This window comes from Xanthomonas translucens pv. cerealis (assembly GCF_006838285.1).
In the GTDB taxonomy this organism is placed as follows: domain Bacteria; phylum Pseudomonadota; class Gammaproteobacteria; order Xanthomonadales; family Xanthomonadaceae; genus Xanthomonas_A; species Xanthomonas_A cerealis.
The window spans coordinates 207,972-223,051 of sequence record NZ_CP038228.1 but is presented as its reverse complement, the minus strand read 5'-3'; the positions used below and the strand labels follow the sequence as shown (position 1 = coordinate 223,051).

16 protein-coding genes are annotated in these 15,080 nt (G+C 68.3%); 12 read left to right on the top strand and 4 right to left on the bottom strand.

Annotated elements, in window-relative coordinates:
- Positions 1-9: 9 nt before the first annotated feature.
- From E4A48_RS20780 to E4A48_RS00920, 9 genes are all read left to right on the top strand, one after another.
- Positions 10-405, top strand: coding sequence for a hypothetical protein (locus tag E4A48_RS20780; RefSeq protein ID WP_260608025.1), 396 nt, complete (start codon positions 10-12; stop codon positions 403-405).
- Positions 402-1,214, top strand: coding sequence for a S1/P1 nuclease (locus tag E4A48_RS00955; RefSeq protein ID WP_039005855.1), 813 nt, complete (start codon positions 402-404; stop codon positions 1,212-1,214). The genes E4A48_RS20780 and E4A48_RS00955 overlap by 4 nt, the downstream gene beginning before the upstream one ends.
- Positions 1,215-1,562: 348 nt before the next feature.
- Positions 1,563-1,925 (top strand): rhodanese-like domain-containing protein, encoded by a 363-nt coding sequence (locus tag E4A48_RS00950; RefSeq protein WP_009579511.1) that lies wholly within the window; start codon positions 1,563-1,565, stop codon positions 1,923-1,925.
- A gap of 5 nt (positions 1,926-1,930) precedes the next feature.
- A complete protein-coding gene (locus E4A48_RS00945) occupies positions 1,931-2,281 on the top strand; it encodes an ArsR/SmtB family transcription factor (protein WP_039005856.1) in 351 nt (116 codons plus the stop codon).
- A complete protein-coding gene (locus E4A48_RS00940; protein WP_039005857.1) occupies positions 2,278-3,111 on the top strand; it encodes an MBL fold metallo-hydrolase in 834 nt (277 codons plus the stop codon). Before E4A48_RS00945 ends, E4A48_RS00940 begins: the two co-directional genes overlap by 4 nt.
- A 115-nt stretch (positions 3,112-3,226) precedes the next feature.
- Positions 3,227-4,003, top strand: coding sequence for a molybdate ABC transporter substrate-binding protein (gene modA / locus E4A48_RS00935; protein WP_039005858.1), 777 nt, complete (start codon positions 3,227-3,229; stop codon positions 4,001-4,003).
- A gap of 10 nt (positions 4,004-4,013) precedes the next feature.
- A complete protein-coding gene (modB, locus tag E4A48_RS00930; protein WP_058196080.1) occupies positions 4,014-4,709 on the top strand; it encodes a molybdate ABC transporter permease subunit in 696 nt (231 codons plus the stop codon).
- Positions 4,710-4,791: 82 nt separating this feature from the next.
- Positions 4,792-5,409: a molybdenum ABC transporter ATP-binding protein gene (locus E4A48_RS00925; RefSeq protein WP_039005859.1), complete on the top strand. Its 618-nt coding sequence runs from the start codon at positions 4,792-4,794 to the stop codon at positions 5,407-5,409.
- Between the two features lie 68 nt (positions 5,410-5,477).
- Complete coding sequence (locus E4A48_RS00920) at positions 5,478-6,035, top strand: flavin reductase family protein (RefSeq protein ID WP_142741717.1); 558 nt, start codon at positions 5,478-5,480, stop codon at positions 6,033-6,035.
- Between the two features lie 185 nt (positions 6,036-6,220).
- Here the strand turns inward: E4A48_RS00920 and E4A48_RS00915 are convergent, their stop codons facing one another.
- From E4A48_RS00915 to E4A48_RS00905, 4 genes are all read right to left on the bottom strand, one after another.
- Complete coding sequence (locus E4A48_RS00915; protein WP_142741716.1) at positions 6,221-6,832, bottom strand: hypothetical protein; 612 nt, start codon at positions 6,830-6,832, stop codon at positions 6,221-6,223.
- A 128-nt stretch (positions 6,833-6,960) separates the two neighbouring features.
- Positions 6,961-7,200, bottom strand: coding sequence for an energy transducer TonB family protein (locus E4A48_RS20775; protein ID WP_260608024.1), 240 nt, complete (start codon positions 7,198-7,200; stop codon positions 6,961-6,963).
- A 3-nt stretch (positions 7,201-7,203) separates the two neighbouring features.
- Positions 7,204-8,367, bottom strand: coding sequence for a M56 family metallopeptidase (locus E4A48_RS00910; protein ID WP_260608023.1), 1,164 nt, complete (start codon positions 8,365-8,367; stop codon positions 7,204-7,206).
- Positions 8,357-8,725: a BlaI/MecI/CopY family transcriptional regulator gene (locus tag E4A48_RS00905; RefSeq protein WP_009579500.1), complete on the bottom strand. Its 369-nt coding sequence runs from the start codon at positions 8,723-8,725 to the stop codon at positions 8,357-8,359. Before E4A48_RS00905 ends, E4A48_RS00910 begins: the two co-directional genes overlap by 11 nt.
- A 110-nt stretch (positions 8,726-8,835) precedes the next feature.
- Between E4A48_RS00905 and E4A48_RS00900 the strand changes: the two genes are divergently transcribed.
- From E4A48_RS00900 to E4A48_RS00890, 3 genes are all read left to right on the top strand, one after another.
- Positions 8,836-10,785 (top strand): acetyl-CoA hydrolase/transferase C-terminal domain-containing protein, encoded by a 1,950-nt coding sequence (locus E4A48_RS00900; protein WP_185910692.1) that lies wholly within the window; start codon positions 8,836-8,838, stop codon positions 10,783-10,785.
- Positions 10,786-10,977: 192 nt separating this feature from the next.
- Entirely contained in the window at positions 10,978-12,147 is a 1,170-nt protein-coding gene (locus tag E4A48_RS00895; protein WP_052234996.1) for a phosphatidylinositol-specific phospholipase C1-like protein, read from the top strand.
- Between the two features lie 137 nt (positions 12,148-12,284).
- Entirely contained in the window at positions 12,285-15,005 is a 2,721-nt protein-coding gene (locus E4A48_RS00890; RefSeq protein WP_142741714.1) for a TonB-dependent receptor, read from the top strand.
- Positions 15,006-15,080 lie beyond the last annotated feature (75 nt).

Below are 15,080 nucleotides of genomic sequence, written 5' to 3'. Positions count from 1 at the left end.
GGGTCCCCAATGAAGCCACCCCTGTTCCGCCGTCTCGCCGTCGCCGCCCTTGCGGCCATCGCCCTGCCCGCCGCCGCGCAGTCGGCCGGCCACTTCACCACCAACTACGGCATCCACGGCATGGTGCCCGGCTCCTCGAACGGCACCCTGAGCGGCAGCGAGCAGCGCTTCAGCGCCGACGCCACACCGGCCGTCTCGTTCGCTACGAATACTTTGCGACGTGGACAGCGGCACGCTCGGCAAGGCCAGGCTCGATCCGCTCACCTACGGCCTGGCCTACCTGCTGTATTTCTGATTCGCCGCGCCGCACGCCGCGCCCCGCACGGGCGAGGCTTAGCGGTTGCGCAACGGCGCGATGACGCGGCCATGGCAACCTCATCGGTGCCGGCTAGAATCCGCGCATGAAATCCTCTCTCTTCGTTTCCGCCGCGCTCGCCGCGGCACTGGCCGTCGCGCCGTCCGCCGCCTTCGCCTGGGGTCCGCTCGGCCATCGCCTGGTCGCCGATCTGGCCGAGGCGCAACTCACCCCGCAGGCCCGCGCGCAGGTGCAGCAGTTGCTGCAGGGCGAACCCGAGCCGACCCTGGCCGGCGTCGCCAACTGGGCCGACCAATTGCGCGAAAGCAACCCGGACATGGGCAAGCGCACCGGCCCCTGGCACTACGTCAACCTCGGCGAAGACCAGTGTCACTACGAGGAAACCCGCAACTGTCCCGACGGCAACTGTGTGATCGAGGCACTGCACCGTCAGGCCGCGATCCTCGCCGACCGCAGCCAGCCGCAGGCGGCGCGGACCGAGGCGCTGAAGTTCGTGGTGCATTTCACCGGCGACATCCAGCAGCCGCTGCACGCCGGCTATGCGCGCGACAAGGGCGCCAACACCGTCCAGATCCAGTTCGAGGGCAAGGGCAGCAACCTGCATGCGCTGTGGGACAGCGGCCTGCTGCGCAGCCGTGGCCTGGACGAAGCGCACTATCTGGCGCAGTTGCGGGCGCAACCGTTGCCGGCGCCTTCGCCTGCCGGCAGCGCGCTGCCGCCGCCGGCCGCGGCCTGGGCCGAAGCCTCGTGCCGGATCATGCTGCGCCCGGGCTTCTACCCGCCCGGCGCCAAGCTGCCGGCGGACTATGTGGCGACCTGGCGCCCGGTCGCCGAAGCGCAGTTGCGCCAGGGTGGCGCCGATCTGGCCGCGACGCTGAACGCTGCGCTGGGCAAGTAATCGCAACGGCGACGCGGCTGGCGTATCCATTGCCGTGTCGGCGGGATGTGTCCTCTCGATGGAGCGGCTTCAGCCGCGACAAGCCTTACCGATAGATCCTGTCGCGGCCGAAGCCGCTCCAGGAATGCGGCGGGATTCGGCGCGCGACCGAACCTGACCGACATGCCCCTGCGCCCAGCGCGAGATCTCAGCAGGACAAACAGCTCGAAGCGGCGACTCCAGGACGAAGGTTCGATGCAACCCGGTCGGTGCCGGCGCCCCGTCGCTGGCTGCGAGATAAATTAGAAATTCATTATATTAGTAATGACTGATATTATGAGCGTCGTCCATTTACCGGAGCCCCCTCCAATGCCCCATTCCTCCGCACAGGCCCTGGTCGATAGGGCGCGCCCGCAGATCCACGAAGTCGACACCGATGCCGCCGCCACGCCGCTGCCCGGCGAGTGGATCATCGATGTGCGCGAACCCGGCGAGTTCGCCGTCGGCCACCTGCCCAACGCGATCAACATCCCGCGCGGCATCCTCGAATTCCGCCTGGATACCGACCCGGCGCTGGCCCGCCGCGAGCAGCCGATCCTGCTGTACTGCGCCAGCGGCGGCCGCTCCACGCTGGCCGCGCTGAGCCTGCAGCAGCTGGGCTACAGCGCGGTGCGCTCGTTGAATGGCGGCTTCCTCGGCTGGACCGCCGCCGGCCTGCCGGTCGCGTTCTGAGTCCGATGGCCCGCCGCTTGCAACCGGCGATGGATCCGGCCGCGATGCGCGCGCATGCCGGCGAGGCCGCGCGCCTGCTGAAGGCGCTCGGCAACGAAAAGCGGCTGTTGCTGCTATGCCTGCTGGTGGACCACGAACACTCGGTGGGCGAGCTCAACGCGCATCTGGACCTGAGCCAATCGGCGCTGTCGCAGCACCTGGCGGTGCTGCGCGAGGACGGCTTGGTGCAGACCCGCCGCGACGGGCAGACCATCTACTATTCGCTGGTCCCGGGCCCGGCGCAGCGCATTCTCGACACCTTGCACGGCATCTATTGCAACGTCGGCCCTTCCTCTCCCGCCAAGGCAGACCGATGAGCCAGGTTCCCAACGTCCACCCATTCCACCACGCCGGTTCCGGCACCTGGAGCTATCTGGTCGAAGACGGCCGCGATGCCGCGGTGATCGACCCGGTGTTCGACTTCGATGCGGACACCGCCACGCTGTGCGACGCGCCGGTGCAGGGCCTGGTCGAGTTGCTGTCCGCGCGTGGCCTGCAGCTGCGATGGATCCTGGAAACCCACGCCCACGCCGACCACGTGTCCGCCGCGCAATGGTTCAAGAAACGCTGGCCGCAGGCGACGCTGGCGATCGGCGCCGGCATCCGTGCGGTGCGCGCGCGCTTCGCGTCGCAATTCGGCCTGAGCGCGGACGGCGGCACTGCGCACTGCGGCTTCGACCACCTGTTCGCCGACGGCGAGCGCTTCGCGATCGGCGCGCTGCAGACGCAGGTGATCGCGGTGCCCGGACATACCGAAGACAACATCGCTTACCTGATCGGCGATGCGCTGTTTTGCGGCGATTCGCTATTCATGCCCGACAGCGGCACTGCACGCTGCGACTTCCCCGGCGGCGACGCGGCGACGCTGTTCCGCTCGATCCACAGGCTCTACGCGCTGCCCGCCTCCACCCGCGTCTTCGTCTGCCACGACTACGGCGCCGGCGGCCGCGCAGTGGCCTGCGAAACCAGCATCGGCGCGCAGCGCCGCGACAACATCCACCTGCGCGACGGCGTCGGTGAAGCCGAGTTCGTCGCGTTGCGGCAGGCGCGCGACGCGACCTTGGCGCAGCCGCGGCTAATGCAGCCCTCGGTACGCGCCAACATCCAGGCCGGCCGCACCGACGACCTGCACGCCGCGCCGCGCTGAAGACGGTAGGATGCGGGCGTACCGCGCACGATTGCGCTGCCATCGCAGCGGCCTGTGCGCCACTGCGGCAGGTCCAGCCGATCGCCGCCCGTCCCCTGATTCCTCGGAGCGCCCCATGTCCCGTTCGCTACGCCGTCTGCTGTGCCTGGTCTCGCTCGCCGTCGCCATGGCCGTGCCGCCGGCATTGGCGCAGACGCCGCTGACCGTGTTCGCCGCCGCCAGCCTGAAGGAGTCGCTGGACGAGGCCGCTGCCGCCTACCAGCAGTCCAGCGGCACGCCGCTGCAGGTGTCGTACGCGGCCAGTTCGGCGCTGGCGCGGCAGGTGGAACAAGGCGCGCCGGCGGACGTGTTCTTCTCCGCCGACCTGGAGTGGATGGACTATCTGCAGCAGCGCCAGCTGGTCGATCCGGCGCAGCGCCGCAACCTGCTCGGCAACACGCTGGTGCTGGTGGCGCCACTGTCGAGCGCCACCAAGGTCGATCTGCGCAAATCCGGCACGCTCGCCGCCGCGCTCGGTGCGCAGGGCCGCCTGGCGGTCGGCCAGACCAGCAGCGTGCCGGCCGGCAAGTACGCCCGCGCCGCGCTACAGACACTCGGCCAGTGGGACGGCGTGCAGGCGCACCTGGCCGAATCGGACAGCGTGCGCGCCGCGCTGATGCTGGTCGCGCGCGGCGAAGCGCCGCTGGGCATCGTCTACGGCTCCGACGCCAAGGCCGAGCCGAAGGTGCGGGTGGTAGCGGTGTTCCCGGCCGACAGCCATGCGCCGATCGTGTATCCGGTGGCGGCATTGCGCGCGAGCAAGAACCCGGCCGCGGCCGACTTCGTGCGCTGGCTGGGCACCGCGCCGGCGCAGGCGATTTTCCAGCGCCGCGGTTTCTCGCTCGCGCACTGAGCCATTGCCGTTGTTCGCATTCACCCCGCAGGAACTCACCGCGATCGCGCTCAGCGTCAAGGTCGCGCTGGTCGCGGCATTGGGCAGCCTGCCGTTCGGCGTGGCCTGCGGCTGGTTGCTGGCGCGGCGCCGCTTCCCCGGCAAGTCGTTGCTGGATGCGTTGTTGCACCTGCCGCTGGTGATGCCGCCGATCGTCACCGGCTATGCGCTGCTGATCGTGTTCGGCACGCAGGGACCAGTCGGTGCCTGGCTGCTCGAACACTTGGGCGTGCAGTTCGCGTTCCGCTGGACCGGCGCGGCCCTGGCCAGCGCGGTGATGGGATTCCCGCTGATGGTGCGCGCGCTCCGCCTGGCCCTGGAATCCACCGACCGGCGCCTGGAAGCGGCCGCGGCCACGCTCGGCGCCGGGCCATGGCGGGTGTTCTTCAGCATCACTCTGCCGTTGGCCTGGCCGGGACTGGTCGCCGGCACCGCGCTCGCCTTCGCCAAGGCACTGGGTGAATTCGGCGCCACAATCACCTTCGTATCGAATATCCCCGGGGAAACACAGACCCTGTCGTCGGCGATCTACGGCCTGCTGCAGGTGCCCGGCGGCGAAGCGGGGATCTGGAGGTTGGCGGCGGTGGCGCTGGCGATCTCGCTTGCCGCACTGCTGCTGTCCGAATGGCTGGTGCGGCGCCAGCGCGGGCCGGAGGCGGACGCGTGAGCGCGCTCCCCGCTGGGTGCGATCGGTCCGCGGCGCGCGTCCACGGTGCGCCGTGCCCGCCGCACGATGCGAGCGTGCGCCGATGCTGAGCATCGATATCGAAGTGCAGCGCGGCCGCTTCCAGCGCCGCTTGCGGGTCGAGGAAAGCGCACGCGTGGTCGCGCTGGTCGGCCCTTCCGGCGCCGGCAAGACCAGCATGCTCAACGCCATCGCCGGCGTATTGCGCCCGCGCTGCGGACGCATCGCCATCGACGAGCGCGTGCTCTACGACAGCGCCGCCGGCATCGACGTACCCACCCACCGGCGCCGCATCGGCTACGTGTTTCAGGACGCGCGACTGTTCCCGCACATGGACGTGCGCCGCAACCTCGGCTACGGCCGCCATGGCCGCGGCCAGGCCGAGCGCTTCGGCTTCGATGCGGTGGTGGAGCTGCTCGGCATCGCGCCGCTGCTGGCGCGGCGCCCGGGCAATCTATCCGGCGGCGAGGCGCAGCGCGTGGCGATCGGCCGCGCATTGCTATCGCAGCCGGCGATCCTGCTGTTCGACGAACCGCTGTCGGCGCTGGACGCGCAACGTCGCGGCGAACTCATCCCGTACCTGCAGCGCGTGCGCGACGAAGTGCGGCTGCCGATGCTCTACGTCAGCCATCAGGCCGAGGAAGTGGGACGCATCGCCGACGCGATCCATCGGCTGGAGTAACGCGCCGACGCCGCGTTCACCGCCGATGGCCAGACTGTGCGCCATCGCAACGAAGCGAGGCCGCCGCCATGCGCCGCTACCGCAAGCACGATTTCCCGCTCGACCAGGTGCGCCGGTTCCTGGAACCGGGCCCGGTGGTATTGGTCGGTTCGGCATGGAAAGGGCAACGCGACATCATGACGATGGGCTGGCACATGGTGCTGGAATTCTCGCCGTCGCTGATCGCCTGCTGCATCTCCAGCGCCAACCACAGCTTCGGGCTGGTCCGGCGCAGCAAGCAATGCACGATCAACCTGCCGACCGCGGACCTGCTCGACACCGTGGTCGGCATCGGCAACAGCAGCGGCGCGCAGCTCGACAAGTTCGCGCACTTCGGCCTGACCGCGGTGGCCGGCACGCACGTCGACGCGCCGTCGATCGCCGAGTGCTATGCCAGCTTCGAATGCCGCCTGCACGACGGCCGTCAGATTGCCAAGCACAACCTATTCGTCTGGGAGGTGGTCAAGGCGCATGTCGCCACGTCGCCGACACTGCCCAAGACCCTGCACTACCGCGGCGACGGCAAGTTCATGCTGTCCGGCGCGGAAGTCTCGCGCAGGCGCCTGTTCAAGCCGGAGATGCTGTAGCTGCGATGACAACGCGCGGCAGCAACCCTGTTACCGCCACATGGGACATCCCTGCGAGATGCCGCCCTAGTAGGAGCGGCTTCAGTCGCGACAGACTCCACCGGCGACGCCTATCGCAATCGATGGCCCGAAGCTAACCGATCGCTTCCACAACCCACAATCATGAGAAAAGTGCCTTCCAGCGCTCACGGTTCGGCATCACGCACTGAACGCGCACTTCGACCGCCCACGCGCCCGGCCTGCACGCTGGCCTTGCCCTCGCGCACCTCGAAGGTGAACGCGTAGGCCAGCGTCACAGGCACCTCCTCCACCGACACCGCATCGTCGCAGCGTCCCTCCACTGCCGGCCGCTGCGCCGGATCGGCATAGGTGCAGATCGCCGCGGGCACGAAACGCCAGCGCGCGACCTCCTGCTGTACCGCCCGCAGCAGATCGGCGTTGTCTGCCAGCGCACCGGCACTGCATTCCTCGCGGTCGTGCAAGGGCTCGCTGCGCTGCACAGCGCCTTGCGCGGACAGGACCACACGCACGCACAACGTGGTCGGCGGCAACGTGCGCCGCGGCGAATCGGCCGGCAGTTGCGGTGTGGCTGCATCCAGCGGCTGCGGCATGCGGAACACCTGCTGCGGCTGCATCGCGTAGGCCGTGATGGCGCCGCCCGGGGCGCCGTCGCCGCGTGGCGCAAGCAGGCGCTGGTCCACGGAGTCCAGCCGCTGCGCCTGCTCGCGCTGCGGCTGGCTGATGCAGCCGGCCAGGCATAGGCACGCCCAAGCCAAGCCGAGGCAACGCGCGCTCATCGCTTCGCTGCCTCTACAGCGAAGCCGCAATACACGCGCCGGCTACGCCCCTGCCCGGTCGAATGGAAACTATCGCAGGTGTACACGTCCTTGTTCCGCGCAACGGGTGTATTCAGCAAATACCACTGTTAGTTCGATGCACCCACCACCCCCTGCGGCGCGGCCACAGGCCCCATCTCGGTTTCGAAGGTGACCGGAATCTGCAACTGCCATGGGATGGCATGCCCATGCTCACGAGCAGGAACGAAGCGCCACTGCCTGGCTGCAGTGACTGCCGCTTGGTCCAATGCCGCATTGCCACTCCCGTGGCCGAGCAAACGCACGTCGCTAGCGGTGCCGGCGGCGTCCACGCTAACCAACAGCGTCACTTTTCACGAAGCGCCGTCGCGCAGCGCCTCGCGCGGATAGGCTGGCGGCGGCATGAACGATGAAGTGGCAGGCGTAGTTGTGGCCTTGACGGACGTGGCCGCAGCATCGGCTACCGAAGCGAGCAGCATTGGCAAGCGCGTCCCGGCGTCGGCCAGCGCTGCGCCCGCTGCCGATGCACTTGCCGCCAGCGCATCTGCATCCCGCGCTTGCGCATTCGCCAGCGCAGGCGCAATGCCGCTCCCCGCCAACGCGGACGCAGGCAGCAGTTGCAACGCCCATGCGGTGACGCCGGCGCACAGCGTCGCCATCGCCACCACGGCGATGCCCACACGCCGCCGCCAGCCGCTCACGGCCGGCCGCTGCAGCATGCCGATCCGTTGCCGCAAGGTCTGCCCGGCCTGCCAGTGGCAGCCGACCGGCAAGGTGATCGCATCCAGTTGGGTCTGTAGCATGGCCTTGGCGTAGCTGCGGCGCGAGGCCGGATGCCGCGCCAGCACCGCCGCGTCGCAGGCCAATTCCCGGTCGAAGCGAAACCGCGTCGCGGCCCAGTGCAGCAACGGATTGAACCAGTACACGCAGCGCAAGGCCGCCAGCAGCAGGTTGCAGCGGATGTCGCCGCGGGCGATATGCATGCGCTCGTGGGCCAGTACCAGTGGCGCCTGCGCGGACGGATAGCGCTGCGCGAAGTCCATCGGCAGCACTATCCGCGGGCGCCAGGCGCCCAGCACCAGCGGACCGTGCAGGGCGTGCTGCGCGTACAGCACCCCGTCGACGCCGGGCGACAGCCGCCCCAGGCTGCGCCGGTAGCGCCGCTGCTGCCGCCACAGGACGGCAGCCATCGCCGCTGCGCCCAGCGACCACACCGCGACCATCCATAGCGCAATCCGGCCGCTCGCGATCGGCAGCGCACCCGCGGTCTCCGCCGTACGGTGCGGCACACTCACCCAGACCTGCGGCATCGCCAATGCCGCCGGCAGCGCCGGACGCACACCGGCGGGCGACAGCACGGCGAGCATCGCCATCGGCACGATGCCCCACACGGCGTAGGCGATGCCGGCACCGAACGCGCGCCGCAACGGCGCACGCAGCGCCAACACCAACACGATCGCCGCGCTGCCGGACAGCGCCGTGGCCCACATCCCGGCTACGAAGGTTTCAACGCGCATCGTCCAGCTCCTGGATCAGTCGTTTGAGTTCGGCGATATCGGCGTCGCTGAGCTTGCCGCGTTCGCTGAAGTGGGCCACCAGCGGCGCGACGCGGCCGCCGAACAGGCGTTCGAGCAGGCCCTCGCTCTGTTGCTGCACCCACTGCTCGCGCTGCAGCAGCGGCGCGTACAGATAGCGGCGGCCCTGTTTGTCGGCGCGGATCGCGCCCTTGTTGAGCAGCCGGTTGAGCAAGGTCTTGACCGTGGGCTCGGCCCAGCCGCCATGCCCGGACAGGGCAGCGAACACCTCTTCGGCGCCTAGCGGGCTTCGGTCCCACAGCACCTCCATCACCACGGCTTCGGCATCACTGATCGACATGTCGTTTACGCTTGTAATTTTTAACGATTACATTTGTAAACGAATTCATCGTCAAGCACTTTCGCCAACCGCGGAAGCACACGATCACAGCGCTCACCTAAGCTATGCCGATGACCGACTCCCTCGAAGACCTCGACGCCGCTGCCGAGCTGATCCTGCAGCGCATCCACGGCCCGCTGCGCATCGGCGCGCCGCTGGGCATCGGCAAACCGCACCGCCTGCTCAACGCGTTGTACGACCGCATCGCCGCCGATCCGGCGCGGCCGATGCAGCTCTACACCGCGCTGTCGCTGAACCCGCCGGCGCCCGGCGGCCGGCTGGAAGGCCGCTTCGTGCGCCCGTTCGTGCAGCGCCATTTCGGCGACGACTTCCCGAAGCTGAAGTACGTGCAGGCGCTGCAGCGCGATGCGCTGCCGGCGCATATCCAGGTGGAAGAGTTCTACATGCAGTCCGGCGCGCTGCTGCGCTCGACGCAGGCGCAGCGCAACTACACCAGCCTCAACTACACGCATGCGGCCGATGCGGTGGCGCAGCGCGCGCCCAACCTGATCGTGCAGAAGGTGGCGCGCGAACCCGACGGCACGCGCCTGTCGTTCTCGTGCAACAACGACATCACCCAGGACACGCTGGACGCGGTGCGCAGGCGCGGCCTGCCGCGGCCGCTGCTGGTCGCCGAGGTCGATCCGCAGCTGCCGTGGATCGGCGGCAGCGCGGCGGTGGAGGCGTCGTTCTTCGACGTAGTGGTGACCCCGCCGGGCCCGTATCCGCGCCTGTTCGGACTGCCGCGGCAGCCGGTGGCCGATGCCGACTACGCCATCGGCCTGTATGCGAGCGCGCTGGTGCGCGACGGCGGCACGCTGCAGATCGGCATCGGCACGCTGGCCGATGCGCTGTGCCATGCGCTGGTGCTGCGGCATACCGACAATGCGCGCTACCGGCAGGTGCTGGCGGCATTGGATCCGGCGCTGGGAGCGCACCCGGCAGTGCAGGAATGCGGCGGACTGGCACCGTTCTCGATCGGCCTGTTCGGCTGCAGCGAGATGCTCAACGAAGGCTTCCGCCAGCTGGTCCAGTGCGGCGTGATCAAGCGCAAGGTGCTCGACGACGCCGAGCTGATGCAGCGCGTGGCCGACGGCAGCGCCGATGCCGACGACCTGGCCCGGCTGCAGCGCGACGGCGAATACCTGCAAGGCGCGTTTTACCTCGGCTCGCCCGAGTTCTACGCCTGGCTGCGCGCGATGCCGGCGCACGCCCGCGCCGGCATCGGCATGCGCCGGATCAGCGCGATCAACCAGCTGTATGGCGACGAGCGCTTGCGCCGCCTGCAACGGCGCGAGGCGCGCTTCTTCAACTCGTGCATGATGGCCACCGCACTGGGCGCAGCGGTGTCCGACGCGCTGGACGACGGCCGGGTGGTGTCCGGCGTCGGCGGCCAGTACAACTTCGTGGCGATGGCGCATGCGCTGGACGACGCGCGCAGCGTACTGATGTTCCGTGCTACCCGCGGCGAGGCACCGGCGCCGCCGCAGTCCAACCTGCGCTGGAACTACCCCCACACCACCATCCCGCGCCACCTGCGCGACATCTACCTCAACGAATACGGCATCGCCGACCTGCGCGGCATGACCGACGAGGACTGCGTCGTGGCGATGACCGGCATCGCCGATGCCGCGTTCCAGCCCGCGCTGCTGCAGCAGGCCAAACGCGCGCGCAAGCTCGCTGCCGATTTCGTGGCGCCAGCGCCGTGGCAGCGCAACCGCGCCGAACGCGTGCGCGCCGCGCTGGCTCCGTTCCGCGCCGATGGCACCCTGCCCGACTATCCGCTGGGCAGCGACTTCAGCGAGGTCGAACAGCGCCTGCTGCGCGCACTGGCCTGGCTCAAGCGCCATACCGCCGGCACCGGCAGCAAGCTCGTCACCGTGGCGCGCGCGCTACTGTCGCGGCAGGCCGGCGATCCGGCCTGCCTGCAACGCATGGCGCTGGATGCGCCACACGGCATCGGCGCGCGCGTAGAGGCGCGCCTGCTGGCCTACGCCCTGCGCCAGACCAGATCGCCCTGAGAACCGCACCGCAGCGGCACGGCGCGGATGCGCCTCGGCCAGTGCCGAGGTCGGCGCATCGCGTTGTGCGTCGCACGCTGTCGCTTGACGCGCGTCGGTCGCAATACGTGACGCAATGCAGCAATAATCTGGAAAGACGCGCGTCAAGCTGACGCTTGATGATGGTCGCACCACGTTCTTCGACTTTGCCGCATGCGCTCCTGTTCATCTGTCTCCCCGGCGCTGGAAACGGCCTGCCCCGCGCTCCAGCCTGCCACGCGCCTGCAACGCACCCAACGCGCACTGCTGGCGCTGTTGACGATCGCACCTCTCGCGCTGCACGCCGCACCGCGGCTCAACGAGTTACAGTACATCGGCAGCCACAACAGCTACCACGCCGGTTTCGCATCCAGCGAGGCCGCGCTGTGGCAACGGATGGATCCGGCAATGTTCGCGCTGCTGGACTACCGCCATCCGCCGCTGACGCAACAGCTCGACGACGGCGTCAGGCAGATCGAACTGGACATCTATGCCGATGCCAAGGGCGGCCGCTACGCGCATCCGGCGATCGTCGATCGGATCGCCAAGGCCGGATTGCCGCCGGCGCCGGCGATTGCCGCGCCAGGGGTGATGGAAAAACCCGGATTCAAGGTCATGCATGTGCAGGACCTGGACCAGCGCAGCACCTGCCAGCCGCTGCGGGCCTGCCTGCAGGAAGTGCGCGCGTGGTCGCGGCAGCATCCCGGGCATGTGCCGGTGTTCGTCCTGCTGGAGACCAAGCAATCGCCGTTGCAACTGGACTTCGCCACGGTGCAGCCCGAACCCTTCGGCACCGAGGCGATGGATGCGCTGGACGCGGAACTGCGCTCGGTATTCAAGCCCGGCGAATATCTGAGTCCCGACCAGGTCCGCGGCGATGCGTCCTCGCTCAATGCCGCCATCCTCGACCATGGCTGGCCGTCGCTGGACGATGCGCGCGGCAAGGTCGTGTTCCTGCTCGATCAACGCTCAGCCGGCCTCAGCTACCTGCCCGGCCATCCGTCGCTGCGCGGCCGCATGTGCTTCACCAATGCGGCTCCGGGCGAAGACGATGCAGCGTTCACCGAACGCAACGACGGCAGCGCCGAGGACATCGCGCAGCTGGTGAAGGCCGGATACCTGGTGCGCACGCGCACCGATGCCGACCTGAAGGAGGCTGCGCGCAACGACACCGCGCGCCGCGACAGCATGTTGGCCAGCGGCGCGCAGTTGCTCAGCACCGATTTCCCCAATCACGAACCGGCCAGCTCCGGCTACGTGGTGCGCTTCGACGGCGATGCCGTCGCCCGCTGCAATCCGCTGTTCCCCGAGGCGAGTTGTAACGGCACCGTTCTGGCGCATTGAGCCGCACCGCTGCCGCAGCCCGGCAGCAAACCACACCTCCACTCACCTGTCGCAATGGAAGGCATGGGCGATGTCATCGCCTGCACCCGCGTGTCCGGGGGCCGGGTACACCTGCTTACCAACCGCGAGTTCCCAGCATGCAGCACACCCGTCCCATCGATCGCCTCACCTGCGCCATCGCCCTTGCCCTCACGCTGTCCACGCCCGCGTTCGCGGACGCGCTCAACGAGCGCACCACCACCCTGGATTCGGTCAATGTGCAGGCCGATCAGGCACCGGCGCCCGGCTCGGTCAACGAGCAGCGCCTGTCCGCCAGCGTCAACAGCGTGATGGACAAACAGCAGCTCGATGCCGTTCCGTCGGCGGGCATCGCCGATGTCGTCGCGCATATGCCAGGTTTGTCGGCCTACAGCGACATGCACCTGGGCCAGGCCACCACCGGCGAGAACGCCTACGTCAGCATCCGCGGCATGGACGCCAGCTACAACGCCTACACCCTCAACGGCTTCGGCATGCCCGAGACCGACTCGTCCACGCGCGCGATCTCATTGAACATGCTGGCCCCGTTCGGCATCCAGTCGGTGCAGGTGTCCAAGGCGCCGACGCCGGACATGCCCGGCGATGCGGTCGGCGGCGCCATCGACATGCGCACCCCCAGCGCGTTCGACTTCGACGGCGATTTCCACGGCAAGACCACCGCGCAGGGCCAGTTCAGCGAACTCGCCTCGGACCTGGGCGGCAAGGACAAGGGCGGCACGCTGCAGCAGGAACTGGCCTGGAAGTTCGGCGACAACCAGGCGTTCGGCCTGTATGCCTCGGCCTACTACGGCAAGAACAACAACATGGCGCAGGCGCCTGCGCCCAACAGCAAGTACGTGCCGCTGGATCCGGCGCAAGCCAACGCCAGCGACCTGCGCGATGTCGGCCCGCTGGTCAGCACGCGCTACAAGTACAGCGTCTACACCAGCCAGATCGAACGCTATGGCGGCAATCTCGCGCTCGATTGGCAGGGCGAGCACAGTGCGCTGTACGCGCGCGCCATCTACGGCAGCTACGCTGTGACCGGGCAGCAGGACCAGTCCAGCGCACGCCTGGAAACCTATCTGAACCAGCCTACCGCGGTGCGCGGCGGCTACTTCAATACGCACGACATCGAAGAAAAGCTGGCGACACTGCAACTGGGCGGCCAAACCACGCTGGACCGGCTGCACTTCGACTACGGCAGTTCGTTCGGTCGCGGCACCCGTAGCCGGCCCGATTACATCTCCGCCAGCCTGTACGGCTTCACCCCAGGCAGCTTCGCCTTCGACCTCAGCGATCCAACCTATCCGGGCATCGGACCGAGTTCCGACGCACTGAAGAACTACTTCTACAACCTGGATTCGTCGTTGCTGTGGAAGGTGCAAGGCCATGACGCCGGCAGCCACGACAACCGCCTCACTGCGCATACCGACATCAGCTACCGCGTGGACGGCGACGTGCTGGACAGCGTCAAGGTCGGCCTGGCCGCCGACCACGCCGACCGCGGCGCCTATGATCATCCGTTTTTCCACAAGGACGGCAACTTCGTGTCCAATGGTCCTTACTTCGGCGGACCCAACTACGCCTTCCCCACCGCCGGCGGCCCGCCGCTGAGCGCGATCCCCGGGCGCACGACCCCCGGCGCCTTCGACGGCCACTACGCCGGTCCGTTCAAGATCCTGGACCGCAACTGGATGTTGGCGCAGGCGCTGCCCTACAAGTACGTCAACGATCCCAGGGGCGCGGGGAACTATACCGCCAACGACTACAACGCCAACACCACCTCCAGCACCGAAGCGATCTATTCCGGTTACGCGATGGCCACACTGCACGTTGGCGATGTGACCGTGCTGCCCGGCGTGCGCTACGAACTGACCCGCTATTCGGCCGATTCCTGGCAATCCAGCGGCGACGGCATCACTGGTCAGTTCGTCAGCAACGGCCGGACCTATGGCGAGGTGTTGCCCGGCATCAGCCTCAATTATCGCCCGGACGACCTCACCGTCTACCGCGCCTCGCTGCGCCGCAGCTTTAGCCGCCCGGCGTTCGGCCTGATCTCCGGCGAGACGGTCTACACCATCGCACCCAACAACACGGTGCTGGGCATTTCCAAGCCCAATCCCGACCTCACTCCGAGCAAGGCCGACAACGCCGACCTGTCCGCGGAGTTCTACGACCACAACGGTGGCGTGCTCAGCGCTGCAACCTACTACAAGCGCATCACCGGCTTCATCTATACCTCGCAATCGGCCACCAGCAACGACAGCACGCTCGGCGGCCTGGTTCCCACCGGCACCACGTTCGAGAACGGCGTGCCGGTGACCATGCCGCAGAACGGCGGCAGCGCCAAGCTGTACGGCCTGGAACTGGCCGCGAGCAAGCGCCTGCAGGATCTGCCGGGCATCTGGAGCAATTTTGGCGTCAACGCCAATGTCACCCTGCAGCACAGCGAAGCCGACAGCAAACGTGCCGACCAACCGGACCGCACCTGGTTGCCGCGTGCGCCGCAACGCATCTACAACCTGGACCTGTTCTACGACGACAGCAAGCTGCGCGCCGACCTGAGCTACAACTACACCGGCCTGCAGCTGCTCGGCCTGACCAGCGACCGGCTCAACTACTACCTGCAGCCGGTGAAGTCGCTGGATTTCAACGCGACCTACCATCTGCCGCACGGCATCGACGTGGGCGTGTCGGCCAAGAACCTGCTCAATGCGGCGACGTTCTACGAAACCCAGGGCAAGTCCACCCGCTACATGGCCTACGACCCCGGTGCCGACGGCGCCTACGTCGAAACCGGGCGGGTGTACATGCTGACCCTGGGCTACACCTACTGACGGCAGGCCAGCCTCCGGTGCATCGCGCCGGAGGCGTGGCGGCGTCGCTCCCGACTGCGGCACAGATGCGGCCGT